The organism is Metamycoplasma cloacale (assembly GCF_900660735.1).
Lineage (GTDB): Bacteria > Bacillota_I > Bacilli_A > Mycoplasmatales > Metamycoplasmataceae > Metamycoplasma > Metamycoplasma cloacale.
Genome location: NZ_LR215049.1, coordinates 314,342 through 334,018 on the forward strand (window position 1 = coordinate 314,342; position 19,677 = coordinate 334,018).

Annotated in this window: 16 protein-coding genes; 5 read left to right on the top strand and 11 right to left on the bottom strand. The window is 25.0% G+C overall.

The window, feature by feature from the left end; all coding sequences use genetic code 4:
- Position 1: 1 nt before the first annotated feature.
- From EXC28_RS05660 to EXC28_RS05680, 7 genes are all read right to left on the bottom strand, one after another.
- Positions 2 to 898, bottom strand: a complete 897-nt coding sequence (locus EXC28_RS05660; RefSeq protein WP_029330233.1) for an ABC transporter permease — start codon at positions 896 to 898, stop codon at positions 2 to 4.
- The gene (locus tag EXC28_RS05665; RefSeq protein ID WP_029330232.1) at positions 898 to 1,842 is read right to left on the bottom strand and encodes an ABC transporter ATP-binding protein; all 945 of its coding nucleotides are present in this window, start codon (positions 1,840 to 1,842) and stop codon (positions 898 to 900) included. The genes EXC28_RS05660 and EXC28_RS05665 overlap by 1 nt, the downstream gene beginning before the upstream one ends.
- Positions 1,843 to 1,857: 15 nt before the next feature.
- Positions 1,858 to 2,703 carry a deoxyribonuclease IV gene (locus tag EXC28_RS01430; protein ID WP_029330230.1) on the bottom strand — a complete coding sequence of 282 codons (846 nt, stop codon included), beginning with the start codon at positions 2,701 to 2,703 and terminating at the stop codon, positions 1,858 to 1,860.
- 12 nt (positions 2,704 to 2,715) lie between these two features.
- Entirely contained in the window at positions 2,716 to 4,278 is a 1,563-nt protein-coding gene (locus EXC28_RS01435; RefSeq protein ID WP_029330228.1) for an RNA polymerase sigma factor, read from the bottom strand.
- A gap of 1 nt (position 4,279) precedes the next feature.
- Positions 4,280 to 6,106 carry a DNA primase gene (gene dnaG, locus EXC28_RS05670; RefSeq protein ID WP_036437437.1) on the bottom strand — a complete coding sequence of 609 codons (1,827 nt, stop codon included), beginning with the start codon at positions 6,104 to 6,106 and terminating at the stop codon, positions 4,280 to 4,282.
- Between the two features lie 7 nt (positions 6,107 to 6,113).
- Positions 6,114 to 7,490 carry a glycine--tRNA ligase gene (locus tag EXC28_RS05675; RefSeq protein ID WP_029330222.1) on the bottom strand — a complete coding sequence of 459 codons (1,377 nt, stop codon included), beginning with the start codon at positions 7,488 to 7,490 and terminating at the stop codon, positions 6,114 to 6,116.
- A 116-nt stretch (positions 7,491 to 7,606) separates the two neighbouring features.
- Entirely contained in the window at positions 7,607 to 7,732 is a 126-nt protein-coding gene (locus EXC28_RS05680) for a hypothetical protein (protein WP_277872045.1), read from the bottom strand.
- 151 nt (positions 7,733 to 7,883) lie between these two features.
- Between EXC28_RS05680 and EXC28_RS01450 the strand changes: the two genes are divergently transcribed.
- From EXC28_RS01450 to EXC28_RS01470, 5 genes are all read left to right on the top strand, one after another.
- Positions 7,884 to 8,516 (top strand): variable surface lipoprotein, encoded by a 633-nt coding sequence (locus tag EXC28_RS01450; RefSeq protein WP_029330221.1) that lies wholly within the window; start codon positions 7,884 to 7,886, stop codon positions 8,514 to 8,516.
- A gap of 151 nt (positions 8,517 to 8,667) precedes the next feature.
- The gene (locus EXC28_RS05685; protein ID WP_029330220.1) at positions 8,668 to 9,945 is read left to right on the top strand and encodes a hypothetical protein; all 1,278 of its coding nucleotides are present in this window, start codon (positions 8,668 to 8,670) and stop codon (positions 9,943 to 9,945) included.
- A gap of 503 nt (positions 9,946 to 10,448) precedes the next feature.
- Complete coding sequence (locus tag EXC28_RS01460) at positions 10,449 to 11,438, top strand: hypothetical protein (RefSeq protein WP_029330216.1); 990 nt, start codon at positions 10,449 to 10,451, stop codon at positions 11,436 to 11,438.
- 85 nt (positions 11,439 to 11,523) lie between these two features.
- The gene (gene ffh, locus EXC28_RS01465) at positions 11,524 to 12,849 is read left to right on the top strand and encodes a signal recognition particle protein (protein WP_029330215.1); all 1,326 of its coding nucleotides are present in this window, start codon (positions 11,524 to 11,526) and stop codon (positions 12,847 to 12,849) included.
- 2 nt (positions 12,850 to 12,851) lie between these two features.
- Complete coding sequence (locus tag EXC28_RS01470) at positions 12,852 to 13,565, top strand: hypothetical protein (protein ID WP_029330214.1); 714 nt, start codon at positions 12,852 to 12,854, stop codon at positions 13,563 to 13,565.
- A gap of 27 nt (positions 13,566 to 13,592) precedes the next feature.
- On the opposite strand, the gene EXC28_RS05690 is transcribed toward EXC28_RS01470, so the two are convergent.
- From EXC28_RS05690 to EXC28_RS01490, 4 genes are all read right to left on the bottom strand, one after another.
- Positions 13,593 to 15,758: a hypothetical protein gene (locus EXC28_RS05690; protein WP_051622571.1), complete on the bottom strand. Its 2,166-nt coding sequence runs from the start codon at positions 15,756 to 15,758 to the stop codon at positions 13,593 to 13,595.
- Positions 15,759 to 15,767: 9 nt separating this feature from the next.
- Positions 15,768 to 16,592 (bottom strand): ribosome biogenesis GTPase YlqF, encoded by an 825-nt coding sequence (gene ylqF, locus EXC28_RS05695; protein WP_029330212.1) that lies wholly within the window; start codon positions 16,590 to 16,592, stop codon positions 15,768 to 15,770.
- 11 nt (positions 16,593 to 16,603) lie between these two features.
- Positions 16,604 to 17,131 (bottom strand): tRNA (cytidine(34)-2'-O)-methyltransferase, encoded by a 528-nt coding sequence (locus EXC28_RS05700; RefSeq protein ID WP_029330211.1) that lies wholly within the window; start codon positions 17,129 to 17,131, stop codon positions 16,604 to 16,606.
- 117 nt (positions 17,132 to 17,248) lie between these two features.
- Positions 17,249 to 19,675: a DEAD/DEAH box helicase family protein gene (locus EXC28_RS01490; protein WP_036437432.1), complete on the bottom strand. Its 2,427-nt coding sequence runs from the start codon at positions 19,673 to 19,675 to the stop codon at positions 17,249 to 17,251.
- Positions 19,676 to 19,677: the final 2 nt, after the last annotated feature.

The following is a 19,677-nucleotide window of genomic DNA, read 5'->3' on the forward strand; positions in this document are numbered from 1 at the left end:
GTTATTTTTTTTGTTTATTGTATTTAATTGCAAAGTTAAGAAAGATAAATAAGGCAGTAAATGAAAGAATGTATAAAGTAATATGTCACATTTCAATCTTATCTTTATCAATTCATAATAAATATGAATGTGCCGCTGATATTGAATTAGCAAAGATGTCTTTACCATCTAGTAAAACAGTTCTTAATAAGTTTGATATTTGTGTAGTTGGAATTAAAGAAGCTAATTCAGCCACTTCTTTAGGCATTGATGTTAAAGGAATGAATGCTCCTGTTAAGAAACCTGAAATCATTGATAAAACAGAATTTAGTGCAGCAAAGACACCGGTATTTTTAACAAACGAAATAAAGAATACAACCATTGCTGAATTGAATACACAGCTAAATAATACAATACCTCATACTTTTAACGTTTTAATTGAATCAAAAGTAAGAGTTTTATTAATAGTCATATAAGTTAGAATAATTGTATAAATAAATGTACTAATAATAATATTTAAAATTAAATTAAAGAATCAGTAGCTAAATCTAATTGAAGATGATCTAACGGGGGTAATAAATAAATCGTTTAGCACTTTCTTTTCAGCATCTGAAACCATGACAGATGTTATGGATAATGCATTAGTAAATGGTATAACTGTCATCATTCCAATTAATAAGAATCAATCAGCGTATTCTTTTTTAATTAATTCTTTTGTATCTGGTGAATATAGATATAAATTATTTATCACTTCTTGTGCATTCAAAGTTTGATTCATTTGTTCTTTATATATGTTTTTAGCAAATAATAAGAAACAAGCAAAGATAATAACCGGCGCCATTATGGTGAAGAAGATTCTTTTAGGATCTTTTAAGAAGCATAGACAGTTTCTTTTAAACAATTGAATCACTTGTTTCATTAAATACCTTCTTTCTTATTTTTAAAAGCGCCAGTAACATTTAGAAAGACTTCATCCATATCTCCCTTAACAATCTCGTAATCATTTAATAGCTCAATGTGATTTTTAACAAAGTTTAAGGCCATTTGATAAGTTTTAAAACGTATTTCTATTCCGTCGATAGCATGAGTGATGGCATGGAAACCTTTCGCTTTTATTGCATGGTTGATAATATTTGGATTGTTATAAACTTTTACCATTGCTGAAGCATATTTTGTTTTCAATGTAGTCGGACTGCCTTCAGCTAATTTGTTACCTTTTTCTATGATGATAGAATAATCGCAATTGTTAGCTTCTTCCATGTAGTGAGTGGTTAATAAAATGGTTAGTTTTCTTTCTTTTTGAATTTTTCTTAAAATACTTCAAACTAATTTTCTTGAACTTGGATCTAAACCGGTTGTTGGTTCATCTAGAAAAAGAATGCTGGGTTTATGCACTAATGCTCTTGCTATATCAACACGTCTTTTTTGCCCACCTGATAATTTTCCATACTCTCTATTGGCAATTTCTTCTAATTGAAATTCTTTAATAATTTCCTCAACAATATCTTTGACCTTAATATTTTTTTCAAAATCAGACACATATAAATATGCTCTGGTCATTAAGTTTTGCTTAACAGTTAAACTAGCGTCTAAAATTGATTCTTGAAAAACAATTCCAATTTGCTTACGTGTATTAGCAACATTGCGTTCAAAATTTTCACCATTAATAAATATTTCACCACTAGTTCTTTTTAAAAGCCCTAAGATAATATTTAATGTAGTTGTTTTACCAGCTCCATTAAGTCCTAAGAAACCAAATAATTGTCCTTTTTCTACACTGAATGACAAGTTATTGATTGCAGTAACGTTTTTGAAATTTTTAACTAAATTTTTAATTTCAATTGCATATACTTTGTTTTCCATTTTAATATAACCTCTTTAAAATAATTTTACTTCATTTTTGTGTAGTAGCATAGCTATCTCTTCTTTGTAAGGGCTTTGGTTGTTTATATAGGGGGTTTCTAGAATTTTAGGAATTTCTTTAAATTCAGGATCATAGACAAATTTCTCTAAAGTTTCAAATCCAATATATCCTTTATCAATATTTGCATGACGATCTTTATGACTTGATCTTGGATTTAATGAATCATTTAAATGAATTACTTTAATATGTTGAAAAATATTTTTTTCTTTCAATTCTTGTTTGAAATTATTGTAATCTCTAATGTTATAACCAGCATCTCATATATGACATGTATCTAGACATACACCAAGACGACTGCTATTTACATTTGTGATAACATAATTAATTTCATCTAAATTACTACAAATTTCAGTTCCCTTACCAGCCATTGTTTCTAGACAAATAATTACGTCTTTAGTTTTACTAATTACATATTTTAGTGTTTCAATTAATGTATCAAGAGCTTCTTTACGACTAAATTCAGTATGTGCTCCTGGGTGTAATACTAATAAATTAGCATTAATGTAATTCATTCTTTGAATTTCTTGAATTAAAAATTGTTGAGCGAATTTATATTTAGTAGGGTTAGCTGCATTGATGATATATGGAGCATGAACAACAATATTTGATTCAGGAATTAATGATTGATATTTTAATAGATATTCTTGATATTGATATTTATCAGTTGATACACGAATTGTGTTCTGTGGAGGACCTAAATAGATCATAGCGCATGTTGCATTATTATTCAAACTCTCTTGAATTGCACCAACTAAATAGTTAGGACTTTTAAAACTTACATGGCTACCTATTTTGATCATCATTACTCCTTTTTAATCAATATCATAACTTTCGTTAATGAAAAATTCTTTTAATTTCTTTCTAATTTGTGGGTGTTTTAATTTACGTAAAACTTTAGTTTCTAGTTGTCTTACTTTTTCTTTAGATAAATTCATTTCTTTAGCTAATTCATCTAAAGTGTGTGGACGATATGTATTTCCGTTTTTATCTTTTCCAATTCCAAAACGTTTTCTAATTAAAATTCTATCTTCGTAATCTAGACTATCTTCTAACATATCATTTAGTATCACACTTAATTCTTCATGTGAAGCGTAGTCGGTTGGACTCATGACAGTTTCATCTTTTACAAAATCACTATAGAATGAATTTTCTTCCTTACCAACACTTTTATCTAAACTAATTGGATCGATATTAATTTTTCTAATATATCTGACTTTTTCTGCAGTGAAATCACCACCATATTTTTTAGCAATTTCATCATCGCTTGGTGCATAACCTAATTCTTGTTGCAATTCACGTTCAATTTTAGTGATCTTATTAATGGTTTCTACCATATGTACTGGCACTCTAATTGTTCTAGCTTGGTCAGCAACGGCACGGGTAATTGCTTGTCTAATTCATCAGGTTGCATAAGTAGAGAATTTATAACCCTTTTTGTAATCAAATTTAGAAACAGCTTTCATAATTCCTGAATTACCTTCTGAAATTAAATCAATAAAAGTTAATCCACGATTTTTATAACGTTTTGCGTTATTAATAACTAATCTTAGATTTCTTTTAACTAGCATATCTCTAGCTTTTTTATAACGGTATTTATCTCCATTTTTTTCTGCTTCTTCCATTTTTTTAGCTAAATCAAGTTCTTCTTTTGGAGATAATAGTTTTCCGTATTTACCAATTCAACGCATGTATCATTTAACAATATCGTTTGTTTCGGTTAATTTATTAGTTAAGCCACTTTCATCTTTTAAGCTTAATTGACGTTCCTCTAATTTAATGTCATCAAAATCGTCGTAATCTTTAATCAATGATTCAGCATCAAATTCATCTTCGTCATCCATTTCATGCGCTTGTTCTATGTAATCGTCATGAACAAAATCTAGGTTATCTTCTTCATCAGAAATACCTTCTTCATCTGTCATGCGTACGCTTGAATCGTCATATTCAGAATCAACATCTAGTTCTTCGTTTTCATCAATATCTTCATCTAAATCTTCTTCTTCAATATCTTTGATTTGTGATTCATCAAAATCAATTTCATCAATGATTTCTTCCATTTCTTCTTCATCATCAAAATCAATTTTTGATTTAGATTTTTTACTTGATTTGATATTGCTTGCCAAATCAGTTTCAGTTACATCATCATCGTCACCGAAATCAATATCCATACTTAAAATGTTTTGTTTAATTAATTGTTCAAATAATTCATTGGTTTCTTCTTCATCAACGAATAGTTTCTTTTTCTCAAGGAATTTATAAACCTCTTCTTGATTAAAAGAAGTTTTACTTGCATTTTTCTTCTGAAGTTTGGTTAATTCTTCTTTTAGTTTTTTGACAACTAAATCAATTGATGTTTGTAATTCTGATTTTTCCATGTTATTCTCCTTTTTTTAATAGAATTATTTTTTTATGTTTTTTCTCTACGATATTTGTTAAATTTTTAATTTTTTCATTGAATTCATCTTTAGTGATTAATTCAATATTATTTAAAATATCTTGGTTAATACATTGAATATATTTTTGTTTATTTTCATTTGTTTCATTTTTATCAGCAACGATTAAATCAATGATATCTTGCTTGCTATATTGTTTATGATCGATTAAATATTTCATTGCAATATAACAGATGGTATTTTTAATCTCAAGTTGAGATGTATTTTTATCATTCAATTGCGTATATTGATATACGTCTCAATTTTTAAGATATTCAGGTTGCATTAATATTGCTTTTAATATCATATAAAAGTCTTTTTCACGTACACCAATAGGTCGTTTATATTCGGGGTTACCAATTTTTTGCAATTGTTCAATATCTTCGATGTTAGGTGTGTAAAACTTATTGAAATTTTCTGTTTCATTAGTTTTATTAATGTTTCTAGTTGAAATTAATGATTGGAAAGATCTATCACTTGGGAAATTAGGTTTGCAATATATATTGAAGTAATTTTCATATTCACTTTCAGAAAGTCAATTATTTTGCAATACTAAATTTTTAAAACTAATTTTTAATGTATCATCAAGATAATAAATGAATTCAAATAACTGAATCATATATTTATTTTTAACTTCTAAAGATGAATAATTGGCATCAATAAAGTATTTAGTAGCTAAAAATGTTGTTAAATCTGTTTTTTGATCAATTATTTCTTTTAGTGTTTTACCATTGTCGATATTAAATAATTCATCTGGATCTTTTTTGAAATTATTAATTATAAATCTTGGTGTAATGTTATAGCTATTGCTGTAGTATAAAATAATTTTTAAATTTTTTAAAGTTGCAGCAATTCCAGCTTTATCATTGTCTAGAAATAAATAAATATTGCAATTTCTTAAAAGCTTTAAATGAGATTCGGTAAATGCTGTACCCATTAAGGCTACTGCATTTTTAATTCCAATTTTAAATAAAGCAATGCAATCAAATTGACCTTCAACTAGAATAACTTCATTTGTTTGTTCAATGAAATTCTTCGCTTTATAGTAGTTGAATAAAATTTCTGATTTCTTAAAAACAATAGTTTCCGCTGAATTTAAATATTTAACTTCAGTGGTTGAATTAATATCCCTTCCTGAAAACGCAATAACATCTCCGAATTTATTTTTAATTGGGAATATTAAACGATTATTAAAGAAATTTTGCTTAGCGTTAGCAACAACAGATGAATTCATGATTAATTCATCACTGAAATTTTTAGATTTTAAATAGTTATATACTGATTGATTTTCATCAGCAAATCCTATTTCAAATTCCTTAATCAATTCTCGTGTTAAATTTCTTTTATCAATAAATTCTTTTAATTGTAATGATTTGTTAGCAATAATTTGATATTGATAAAAATCACTTAAATCTTTATTTAAATCAAATAATTGTGTTTGTTCTTGTGTGTATTGATTATTTGATGTATGTGTTTTGATGTATGGGGAGATATCAATATTTACTTTTTGAGCTAGTTTTTTTAATGCATCAATAGCAGAAACATTTTCATAAAGTTCAATAAATTTTAGTGCGTTTCCACCTTTTGAACATCCAAAACATTTAAAGATTTGACGTTTAGCATTAACTGAAAATGAAGGTGTTTTTTCTCCATGGAAAGGGCAATTAGTTCAATAATCATTACCACGTTTCTTAAGAGGTAGATATTCACCTATAATGCTAACTATATCTGTTTGTTGTAAAACTTTTTCTCAAATATTGATATTTTCCATTAACACCTTATTTCTTAAATTTGTTTAAATATGATTCAATTTCATCAATGCTTATTCTTGTTTGTTCCATTGAATCTCTATTTCTTATTGTCACTGTATTATTGTCATATGTTTCGTAATCAATGGTAATCGCAAAAGGTGTACCAATTGCATCTTGTCTACGGTATCTTTTACCAATTGAACCAGCTTCATCATATGTAACTCTGATATCAGTTTCTTTTAATAATTTTTCGTATATTTCAGTTGCCTTTGAATTGATTTTCTTCATTAATGGAAGAATTGCAACTTGATATGGAGCAATGTTGTAATCAAGTTTTAAAACAATTCTATTGTCATTTTCCACTAATTGTTCTACTTCAAAAGCATCAATCAATAATGCAAATAATAAACGATCTAAACCAATAGAAGGTTCAATAACATAAGGGATTATTTTACTTCCATCATCATTTAAATATTCAAGTGATTCATTTGAATATTTCATATGTTGTGATAGATCGTAATTACCACGGTTTGCAATACCAAGTAATTCACCTCAACCAAAAGGAAATAGATATTCAATATCACTAGTTCCTTTTGAATAGTGGCTTAATTCTTCTTGTTCGTGTGGTCTAATTCTAATGTTGTCATTTTTTAAACCCAATAATTGAACAAAGTCTTTACATTTATTGATTCAATATTTGTAATAATGTTCATCTTCATTTGGATTACAGAAGAACTCAAGTTCCATTTGTTCAAATTCTCTAGTTCTAAAAATGAAATCTCTTGGTGTAATTTCATTTCTGAAACTCTTACCAATTTGACCAATACCGAAAGGCAATTTAGCTCTTGTTGTTCTTGCTACGTTTTTAAAGTTAACAAAAATACCTTGAGCAGTTTCTGGTCTTAAATATGTTTGGTTTGCTGATGAATCAATTGCACCCATTTGTGTTTTAAACATCAAATTGAATGGTCTTATTGATGTTCATTCAGTTTTTTCTCCGTCAAATTCTTTAACATTTGTTTTAATGATTTCTTCTAATTCACTAAATGTTGCTTTTTCAACATTAATGTTTGGAAATAAATCTTTAACAATATGATCGGCACGATATCTTTTACCATTAACTTTATTTTCAATTAAATAATCTGCGAAATTATCAATATGTCCACTTGCTTTTCATACAAGAGGATTGGTGATAATTTTTGAATCAATTTGATAGTTATTTTCTCTTTTAATAAATTCTCTTACTCATAATCTTTTAATTTCCGTCATCATTTGTGTTGCGAGATTTCCGTAATCTCATGTATTGACAACACCACCATATATTTCGGCATTTTGATAGACAAAACCCGATGTTTTTAAATGATTAATAATTTCTTGTAAATTCTTTTGTTGATTATCATTCATATAGTAACCTTTCATTTATGCTTCTAGACATACATAAATTACTTAAAATTTTACTACAATTTATTAATATATAAAATATATTTAATAAAAGATTGCGAAAGATATGATAAATATTGTTAAAAGAAATGAAATTCAAAAAAGTTTTTAAATTCAAGAAAATGAAAAAATCTATTCATTTTTGAATGTTTTTTATTGATTTCATTGTTTTGGAAGTCAATATTTTCATAAGAGAATTTTTGCATATTAACTTCCATTTAAAAAACACTTATTTTTTAATTAAGAACTATTGCAATTTTGTTTTGCACTACACACTTTTACTTGATTGATTTCTGGAAAGATATAAAAATAATTTATAATTTATATAATGAAATGTTTTAAAGTAATAGGAGCGACATGAAAAAATCTAAAAAAATTTTATTAACCTTTGCAAGTCTATCATTGGGGTTGCCAATATCTTTACCTTTAATTGCTGCATCATGCGATAAAAAAGAAAAGAAAGAAGAAGTTATTGATTTTTCTGAATTTGAATCTCTAAACAAAACTTATAATGAAAAATTAGCAAGTCTTGATACAAAACTTTTATCAGTTACTAACGAAAGTATTAAAGGAAGCATTCAAAAGTTTCCAACATTCAGTAAAGAAACTATAAAAACAAAAGAGCAATTAATTGACACAATGAAACAATTAAGAGTGTCATCACAACTTATAGATATAACTACAAAATACATTGATAAAATAATTGCATCAGTTGATGAGCCTGTTTCAGATGATGTGGAAGTAAATAAAGCAGAAGTTACTCAATTAACAGAAAGTTATAATCTTAAAGTTCAAAAAATAAAAGACTTATTAATTTCTCACGGACAAGAAATAATTATTAAATTATTAATTGAACCATTTTCAAAATTAATTGAAAAACAACCAGAAACAGATGCTCAATATGGCATTAAAGTATCAGAAATGAGAACATACAACCTAATGATGGACATGATGTATGAAATTTTCGAAATAAGCCTTCAATCATTGTAAAAAAATATAACATTAACAAATGTTGTATTCCATTGTATAATTAAGTTGTGAGTGCAGTATTAATTTATTTAAATATAAAGACGACATAGCATACATTTATTATATATAAATGTTTGTTATGCGTTTTTTTGTAATTAGAAAGAGGGATTTTATGTTGGATATGGTTTTAATTCAAAAAGTTAGTGACGGTAAAACAACTCCAGAAGATTTTTTGAAAATATATGAAAAAATGGATGCAAAATCTAAAGAAATGATTTTTTTAGTTTTCTACAACGCTTTATTACTAAAAGAAGAAGATTTCAGAAAAGTTATTAATTTAGATACATTTGATTTATCTAAAGATTTAAAAATACAATTCAAACAACGGATCCATTGAGATGCCTTAATGGGTGATTTTGAGAAAAAATACAAACGTATTAGACATAGTTTTTTACAAGAAAAAACCTATGTTGAATTTTTGTCTTTCATTGAAGAAATATTAAAAGACAAATTTAAAGATTATTTATATTACAAAGAAAAACAACATGAATTGGCATTGGCTGGTGCTGCGTTAAGTTTATTAAGTAATGTACCATTCATTGGTTGGTTAGTTTCAATCGCTTCGATTTCATGTTATACAGGTTCATTAGCTATGGGGTCAATGGCTATAAAAACTAAACATAACATTCAAAATATTGAAAACGAACTGGAAGAATTTACAAATTATTGATTAGAATTTGGGACCATTGAAAATCCAACAAACGAACAATTACGAAAGTTTGACGAACGATTAAGAAATTTTTATATTACATTATCAAACACAATTCAATTCAAAACTCTAGAGGATAGAGCAATATTTGATAATTTATTTGTAAATTTATATACAACATCAGAAACTAAAACTGATCAAAACAAAATTATTGATAAAAAAACAATGTGCGACTTATATGCAATTTTTCTCAAATATAATAAAACCTTTCAATATAGATATAAATTTGATAAAAACGATGAAATAAGTATATTTTTTACAACGGTAGACATATTAATGGGACTTTATGGTTTTGTTGATTTGTTAAATTCACCTAATTCATTTTTCTCTTGAAATCTAAAAAGTTTCAAGGAGCTGTCAGTTACGGAACCTCTACAATTTACTTACCAAATAAGTCAAACCATATTTGAAAATATATCTAAGGAAAGAGAAGAAAAAATTTATTCACATATGTATGATTTCTACGAACATCTAAAAAATGCTTTCGAAAATTTTTGAATGTCTCCTAGAGAATATAAAGATGAAGTCATTTTTCTAAAAAGAATTATGAAAGCGATAAGCACTTCTTACGTATTAAGATATCACTTGGGTCGCTGAGAATCTGAAATGGAACATATGCTTGAAGGTATAGAAAGATTATTACCATGAGATTATTATATGAACATTTATTCAATATATTAAAATGATTAGTTTAAAACCAATATCAAAAACAAAACAAATTATAATCAAGAAACTTTTAGAGAATGAAAGATTAAAAACATATTATAAAAAACTTAAACGATTTTTAGTGTTTTATTTATGAACAATAATTTCTTTTATCGCTTCTTTTTCTTGTTTTATATATTTAATTGCTACCTATAGTTATAATAGCAAAGAAGATAATCATAATATAATTGTTCAGATAATAATAGCAGTAATTGCTTTAGTTTCAATTGTTATACATTCTATTATTTTGTTTTTTTGAAAAAAAGAGCCTTTGTTTTTAATAACTGCATATTTGTGAAAAAGAACCAATTATAAACGTTATAAGTTTTATTTTATATTAATTATTTCTACTTTTTATATGTTATTTATTTCAAGACGGCCTAAATGGTTTACACTTAAATACTCACAGTGAGCCAAAGCAATTGATACGTATATAGATTATGATAGATTAAAACATCTAAGTATGTTAGACAAAGATAATGAAGAAAAACAAAATAGTAAAAATAGTTAAATCAATTCAATCTCGTTATTCTAGCGCAGTGCTTCAAGGCAGTTTTGTATTCTTTTTAAAACAATATATCACAAGAATTCCAAACGATATAGATATATTATTCACTAACAATTCTTTAAAAATAAAAAATAAGATTTTTAGAAAAATTAAGCAACGATTTAGTAATTTTGATCCATTTGATACAGAATGTAAATCGCATTTTGAAATATGTACCAAAAATGATAAAGACCCTATTATCGTTGAGTCAATTTTAGCTAAAACAATTAAAAAGAAATATATTGAAGATTATAAAGGCATTAAAATAACGAATGATTGTTATTTAATATCATCTAAAATATGTCAAATTTTAAGCAATTTCTATTTATATGATTATTTAAATAAAAAAGCTAGAGAATTTAAAATCAACAACGCAATAAATGACTTGTGTAGTTTATTGGAAAAACATAATGATAAATTGAATAAATCAATAAATTTTTCATTAATATTAGACAATATAGAGATGAATTTATATTATGACCTTCTTGCTACAAAATATCATTACATTAATTATTTAAATGATCCAAAATTTCTTAGTTTTTTAAAAGAAATTAATACTAATAATTCATTGAAAATTTTAAAGATCATAAATAACATAAAAATTAATATTCATAAAATTGAATTCATTAATAAAATATTTAAAACTAGAGATTATTTTATGAATGAGATTCTATATAAATTTCAGTTATTAAAGAAATTTAGGTTTGATAAAAATTATGGTTTAACATTTTATATCAAACATGATTTATTAGCTTTAAATCAATTAATTCAATTTATTCGCAATGAATTTAAAGAATATCAAATTGACTTTCACAATTCCATTATTGCTAAATGAATTAATCAAATTATGCAATATAAAGACAATAAGATTGAATTTGATTTTTATAAATTAATTAAAATATTGTTTAAATACGGAAAATAAATTCAAATTAACGCAATGAGTTATACTCATTGTTTTTTAATTAATTCTGTTTATGTGTATATGGTTCATATATAATATTAATATTATGTTAGATTTTATACAAAAAAGAATGCAACGTTCAATGGAAAAATTGAATAAAAAAATCACCATTGAAGAAGCTGATATATTAGAAGTTTTAAGAGAAGTTAAATTAGCATTACTAGAAGCCGACGTTAACCTTGAGGTTGTTAAGAATTTCACAAAAGAAGTTAAAGAAAAAGCTTTAAATAGTCAAATTATTGGTAAATTAAACAAACAACAAACTGTTTTAAAAATTTTCAAAGACGAACTTACAAGAATTCTTGGAACAAAAAGTTGTGAAATTAAAATGAAAAGTAATCCAACTGTGATTATGATGGTTGGATTACAAGGTTCTGGTAAAACAACAACATCTGCTAAATTAGCTTCATATTTAAGAAAGAAGAAAATGTGTCAATCTCCTTTATTAGTTGGAGATGATATTTATCGTCCAGCAGCGAGAGAACAACTTGAACAATTATCTAAACAAATTGATACTAACTTTTATACAGAAGATATCAATGACGCAGTTAAAATTGCAGTTAATGCTAAACAATATGCAATTGATAATAAACATGATTTAGTTATTATTGATACAGCCGGTCGTTTGGCAATTGACGAAACTTTAATGCAAGAACTACAAAATATCAAGAAATACACCCATCCAGATTACATCTTTTTAGTTGTCGATGCAATGTCAGGTCAAGATGTGATCAACGTAGCTAAAATCTTTAACGAACAATTAAGCGTTGATGGAACTGTGATTACTAAATTAGATAGTGATGCAAGAGGTGGAGCTGCGTTATCAATTACTCATTTACTTCAAATCCCAATCATTTTTATTGGGGTTGGTGAAAAAATTAATGGATTAGAACAATTCCATCCAGATAGAATGGCAGATAGAATCCTAGGAATGGGTGATGTTTTATCATTAATTGAAAAAGCTTCAGAAGAAGTTGATGAAAAAATGATGAAGAAAATCGGATACAGAATGGTATCTGGAAAATTTGACTTAAACGATTTAATGAATAGTTTAGAACAAATTAAAAAACTTGGAAAAATGAAATCATTGTTAAAAATGATTCCAGGTCTAGCTGGTAAGATTGACGATGCAAAAATTGAAGAAGCGGAAGAGAAATTCCATGTTTATAAAATATTAATGGATTCAATGACACAAGCTGAAAAGAAAAACCCTAAATTATTGAAAAATAGTGAAAGAAAAGAAAGAATTCTTAAAGGTAGCGGACGTACTGCGCGTGAATATAATTTATTATTAACTGATTTTGATCGTATGTCAAAACAAATGAAAGATTTTGCAAGTGGTAAATTACAACTAAAACCAGGATTATTTTAATTATGTTAGCAAGAGTATTTGGAAAAATCATTATTTGAATTAATACTATCTTTTTAATTCTTCTTTCATGTTTGGGAATTATATCTGGTGCATTGATGTTAAAACATCAAGCTATGGTATATGAAAAATACCGTATTCATGTAACTGATGGTACGAATGTACCATTAATTGACAAAGCTTTAACTTTAACTAACAAAATTGATCCAAGTAATCAAGAAGATCCAGAATCTTATTTATATATGTTAAATCAAGCAAATAATGATATCAATGAATTTGTTACACGTTTGCAAGAGGTATATAATAATCCACAAGTTACACCAGATATTAAAGAACAAATTCAAAATGCAATTAATAGCATTACTTCAGTTCAAAATAATTACATCAAACCATTTATTGATCAAAATGAAGCAACATATCAAAATCTAACAGAAATTGCTAAAAACATCAAAGAACCATTGCAAAAAATTAAAGATAACATCTTAAAATATGCAACACCTGAGAAAATGGAGAAAACATATCATACTATAGCGATTGTGTTTATCGCAGTAGGTTCTTCTATTGTATTTATTATTCTATTGCTTGTTGTATTACGTTTTGCGTTGTATAAATCAGTTTATGGCATTTTAGTATCTAGATTTTCATTTAAAGAAAAATTAGCAATGAAAATTAATAAAATCTTAAATAAATACCCAGAAATACGTCATCAAATTATGTAAAAGAAAAGTTGGATTTAAACGTCCAACTTATATTTTATTTTTCTTAATGATATTAATGATTTTAATAATGTGTTTATTCATTTTTGAACTTAAGACAATAAAGCTATAAAAGCTAAATCAATTTCTAATTTTAAAAACGTTTTGTTTAGCGTGTTTTTTAACAATTAAGTCATATAATGAATAGCTTTTAATTTTATCAATGAATTTCACAAACATATTATTTAAATGTTTGGTGTTATATTTTAAGATATACAACACATTTTTAACACTTTTAGTTAGTTCAACTTCATCATCTGATGTCATTGATACACGCATAAACATTTTAAATGTTTTGATAATGAAATCAATGGTTTTATCAATGTTTTCCTCTGATGTGATTTCAATATATATTTTGTCAAAATGTTTGATTAAATTATATTTATTCTTAATAATGAAATAATTCCATAATTCATCAAAAGAATTTAATTCTGAATAAGATGTTGAATTATTTATAATACTTTCTACAATAAAATTTATTGCTTCTTTGAAAGAATTTAAAGAAGAAAGATATTCTCTAATTAATATAAAGTTTTTATTGTTATTAAATTGGAAAATAAAATCTAAAATATTTGTATTCATTGCATCATTAACTAAAGCATTAATAATTTCTTTAATTTCAAATTTAGTAGTTTCAATTACTGAAGTATTAAAAAACTGTTTTACAACATCATAGATTAATTTTTGATCCGTGTTCAAAATGTTTTTTCATTCGTTTTTAATTATTTGAGCTGTAATTTTTTCATTATCGTTACGAATATTTTTTTCTAATTGATTTTGAAGAATAAATAATATTTTTTCACTTTTTTGGTTTTTAAAAAGAGTTAAAAATATTTCCTTTGCACGTGTTTGATTTGAAAGATATTTTAAAATTAAATCAATTGATTGATATTGAATATCAGATTGGCTGAACTTATGTTCAATTGCTTTAGATACAATTTCTTGGATGTTTTTAGAACCAAATTTTACTAATGCTTCAATATAATAACCAATGTTATAAAAAGGTTTTGTAATTGAATTATATTTAATTTCATCATCTGAATCGATGAAAATATTGTAATTCAGATTGCAACCATAAACACTAAAGAATAATTCAACATTAGAATTATTTTTGAAAAGAGGAGTATAGTAATTCAAATCATTTATTCAATATTCTGGATTTAATATATATGATTGAGCAAATTCTGGATTTTTAATATTGAAAACAATTTTGTCTTTATTTAAAGAAAGTTTCGTGTATAAATCTAATGCAATTTTTTTATACCCTTTTTCTGTATGAAAAACGTTAAAAATGTTACTTGAACATAAATCTTTATGTTTATAGATAAAATCATTATCACATGCATCAATATAATTAACATTGCATACTTGAGCAACATTTTTAGCTACATCATTAATGGTGTTAATGAAAGCTTTAATAGATAGTTCGCTACTATATTTTTCCAAGGTAAAAAAGTTTTGAAACATTTCATCTAAATAAATCAACATATGTGGGTATGAAACTATATAAATGTTTAAATTAGGATTAACTGATTTGATAGAATAAATTAAATTTATATATTTCTCTTGAAAAACATTAGCTGTATTTTTTATATATTCATTTATCTCTTCAATAATTAAAGCTTTTTTAGCTAAATCTTCTTCTTTTTTAAAATTATTAATTAACTTTAAGGGAATGTTAAAGAATAATTCATCCAATCCTAAAGAGATGGTTAATAAATTGGCATTGACAATTTTTTCTGAAACAATTTTGAAATCATCATTGTTGTAATTTCAATGATTAAAATATGATGATAAAAAGTTTTTAAATGGATTTTTTACATTTCAATCTAGTAATTGATTGATTTCTAAAATATTTAATAAATTCTTTAAATCTTTTTTATTGTAACTAATTAAGGCATTTCAAAAATCTAGTGTAGAACCAACTAGTGCAAAATTATCAAAAGATTCAATTCCTTCTTTTGCATGTAACTTAATTTGACGCGCTAAAAAACTTGGATATGATAATCCAGTAATTTCACCGTTTTTTAGTTTTCCTCATGAAGGAAAACCAAATTTGGTATTAAAACCTGTTGCAAATGTATCACCAATTGCAACATATCTAATATGATCAATTTTGTTTCTTTTATTAGTTAATTCATGTTTTTGAAATTCCATATTTCATCCTTAATCGTAAATAATTGAATCTAAATTTTTAAAATAATTAATTAATTGATTAATTGCTTTATTTGTATCATATACTTCGTTTTTCAGCAACCAGTTATTATTCTTTGCATATTGTTCTATATTAGCAAAGATTTCATCTTCGTTTAATGTTGGAGTTAAATTGATATCGATTAATTTTGATGGATATGTTTTACTAATTAATTGATATAGTGCAACAATTAATTCATTTTGATTTAAAGCTTCTAATCTAATTGAACCAACTATAGCTAATTTAGCACCAACTTCATCACTACTAATTTTTGGCATTAATAGACCTGGGGTATCTAGTAGCATATAGTTTTTACAATTAATTCATTGTTCTGCACGAGTTACACCAGCTGTAGCACCAACTTTAGTAACTTTAGATTTTGCTAATAAATTAATTAAAGTACTTTTACCAACATTGGGTACACCTACAACAATACATTTCAATGCAGGAGTTAATTTACCCTTTGCATCATTTTTTTTCTTAAATTCATTATAGAAATTATTTAAAGCAGAGTTAATTTGTTTGTATGCTTGATTGCTTTTTAAGTTAGTTAAAATAACTTTACCTTTTGTTTGATATTCACTTATATATTTTTGAATTTTATTAATATCAGTTTTATCTGATTTATTTAATATAAATAAAATAGGTTTGTTATTAGCGATTTTATATATCTCGTTATTAAAACTGCTAATAGGAATTCTACTATCTAAGACAATGATAAAAACATCATATAATTTCTGTTTTTTCTCTAGATTTTTAAACTCCTTAGCCATATGACCGGGAAATCAATGTATCATTACAAACCTCCTTATTTTTGTAGTATAAAATCTTTACCTTTTTGCACTTCGTATTTTGAAAGATTATCAAAGTTGTTTTGACGAGAAATTTCGTATAGCAAAATTGCAACTGTATTTGCTAGATTTAAACTTCTACAATCTTGTCACATTGGAATTCTTAAACAGTTATCAATATTTGTTTGCATAATTGATTTAGGAATACCAGTACTTTCTGTCCCAAACATTATTCATAATTCGCCATTGTGTTCTTTTGCCTCTTTTACATAATCAATTTCTGCATAATTATTCAATCCATAACGAGTGATATAAAAGATATTTTTATGACCATATTTATTATAGAAATCTGTATAACTATTATGAATTTCATGTTGAATTTCACTTAGAAAATGTCCTGCACCATTTCTTTTCATTCAATGTGGATGAATATCAAAAGCAACAGGTTTAATGATATGTAATTTAGCTTGTGTTGCAAAACATGTACGAATGATATTCGACGTGTTTGGTGATATCTCTGGTTGGTATAAAACTATATTAATCATGCTTAAAATTATAGCAACATAATTTTTTTAAAATCTAAAAAGCAAATAACTAAAATAATAAATTATTTTAAAAAGGAGACATAAACTCCTTTTTTAGTTTTTATTGCTATGATATTTTTATATAGAATCTTCTTCAATTATTTCAAATATATTTTTAAACTTTATGTGATTTTGATAACTTGAATTATTTAAAAGTTCATTTAATTTATCAATTGTACTGAAACCCCTAAATTCAATATTTGAATTATTTTTTCATCTGCAAACTATCATTGTTAATGAACTGGATTTCATTTCGTTTTGGTCTTGTAGAAAGTTTTTAATATATTCATTATAAGAATTTAATATATTCTCAGTTTTTGTATCATCAATGTCTTTTTCATTTTTAATTTCAATAATAATTTCATGTTCTTTTTTATTGCTTATGTATTTAATTATTAAATCTGGGTATGAATTAAATATATCATTCATATTGAAATATTCGAAATTAATACCATCATGTACTGGGTTTTTAGCTCATAAACGAATATTGTTTTTAAATTTATCAATATTATCTAGTGCTTCTTTTAATTTATCGAAAACAGCTCGTTCAGCATTAGAATCAAAATAATGAAATCCATTATCCCTTTCTATTATGTTATGGTAAGCATATTTGAATTCTTTTTCATCGATATATAAATTATTATTTGTTTTATCGTTGGTAATAAGCAAATCAGTATTAACTGGTAGTTTACAATATTTATGTTCTAAAATATATTCTTGATTTATATTTTTATTTTTGCTTTTTTGTTTTATATCATTAAATATCTCATTGAATTCATTTATGTAATGGCTGAAAATTATGAATATAAACATTTGAAAAGATAATTGAGTTATTTTTAAATCATTAAATAATTCCAGTAAAAACTCTTGTTTTATTAAATGTTTATATTTCTGTAATTGTTCAATATTAAACAATTCTAATTCAATTAAATTGTTAATTTTCTTTTCGACATAATTTCTTATATTCCCATTATTATCTTTAATTTCTTTTAAACGTCCAATAATATATTTATGGTTTAATTCAAATTCTTTTTTTTCATAAAAATATTCAATAATTTTTTCTCTATTATCACTAATTAATTTTGAAATTTTTTCAATATATTCTTGGTTATTTAAAATAACTTCATTAAAACCGCGGTTTATTCTTCCGACTGTGAAAGTTTCATTTTCAAATTGATTAAATAATTTAAGATAAACCCTTTTAAACTCTTGTTGTTTTTCTAAATTATTATTACTGTAGATATAATAATTTCATCTAATAGAATTCTTATCATTAAACAGATCAGTTGGTTCATATGAGGGATTGGGATTTCTTTTAATTCTTCCTAAAACTTGTGTATTTAAAGTTGTTGATGAAACATTTCTTAATTGAACAAGCATACATGCTCTAGGAATATTTCATCCAGTAGCAGGCCCAATTTTAAAAATTATTACATCAACAGGTGATAATTTATCAGATATTGATTTTAAATTATAATTTCCTCTTAATTTTGTTTTAGATGAGGAATTGTCATTACTAAAATATGTTATATATTGTAAGTTGTGTTTTTCTAAAATATTAATGATATTATCTAAGTTTTGCTTAAATTCTTTTTCTTTATTTGCATATTTATCATCAATTTGAATTAACATTGCAGGATTAATTCCAATTAATGATGGTTCATTAATAACATCAGCGTATTGTTGTTTAATTTCTTTAAATTTTAAACATGCAATATTCAAAAGTTCTTCATCATCAATAAAATCCTTCCGTTGTATTTGTTCAAGACCTTCATTATAATGCAAATTTGTTTTTAATAATTTAATAGAATCACTCATTAGTTCTTTTTCATCAATAATAACTTGTTCAGATAGTCCTTTGGGTGTTGCAGTCATTTTAATAATGTAATCAGCATATAATTGAGTTTTGTATTCAAAAGAAGCTTCAGTGGATAATTTATATATATTTATATTTTCATTTAGATTTTCAACATATATTGATTTTTTGGTTGTATCACCACCGTGATGCGCCTCATCACGAATATATACTAATTTATATCCAGCATCTTTTATTTCTTTTAGAAATGCTTCATATATTCCATATTCCGTATATATTCTGTTTTTGCCAAAAGAAGATGCTCCGAATATATAAATGGTATTTGGATAAAGTTTAATATGATAATTAGAATCTGTTTTGTTTGATTTATTAGAAATAGACGGTGATTCATATCTTAATACTTTGGGAAGATCTAATAAATATTCACGATAATCATTTAAATTATTCTCCATTTGTTTAGGTAATTCAGATGAAGATAAAGTAGCTATTATATAAACAATATTTTCATTATTATTAATTGCATATTGATTTATTTGTGTAATTAAATTTGCAATCATAAATGTTTTACCAGCACCTGTTGGTGCTTTAAATTCAATTGTTTTATTATATGATTCATTATTAGTGATGACGTTTTGAAATTTATTAAATAATTGATTAACAGCTTTAAATTGAATGTGTGTTAATTTCATAA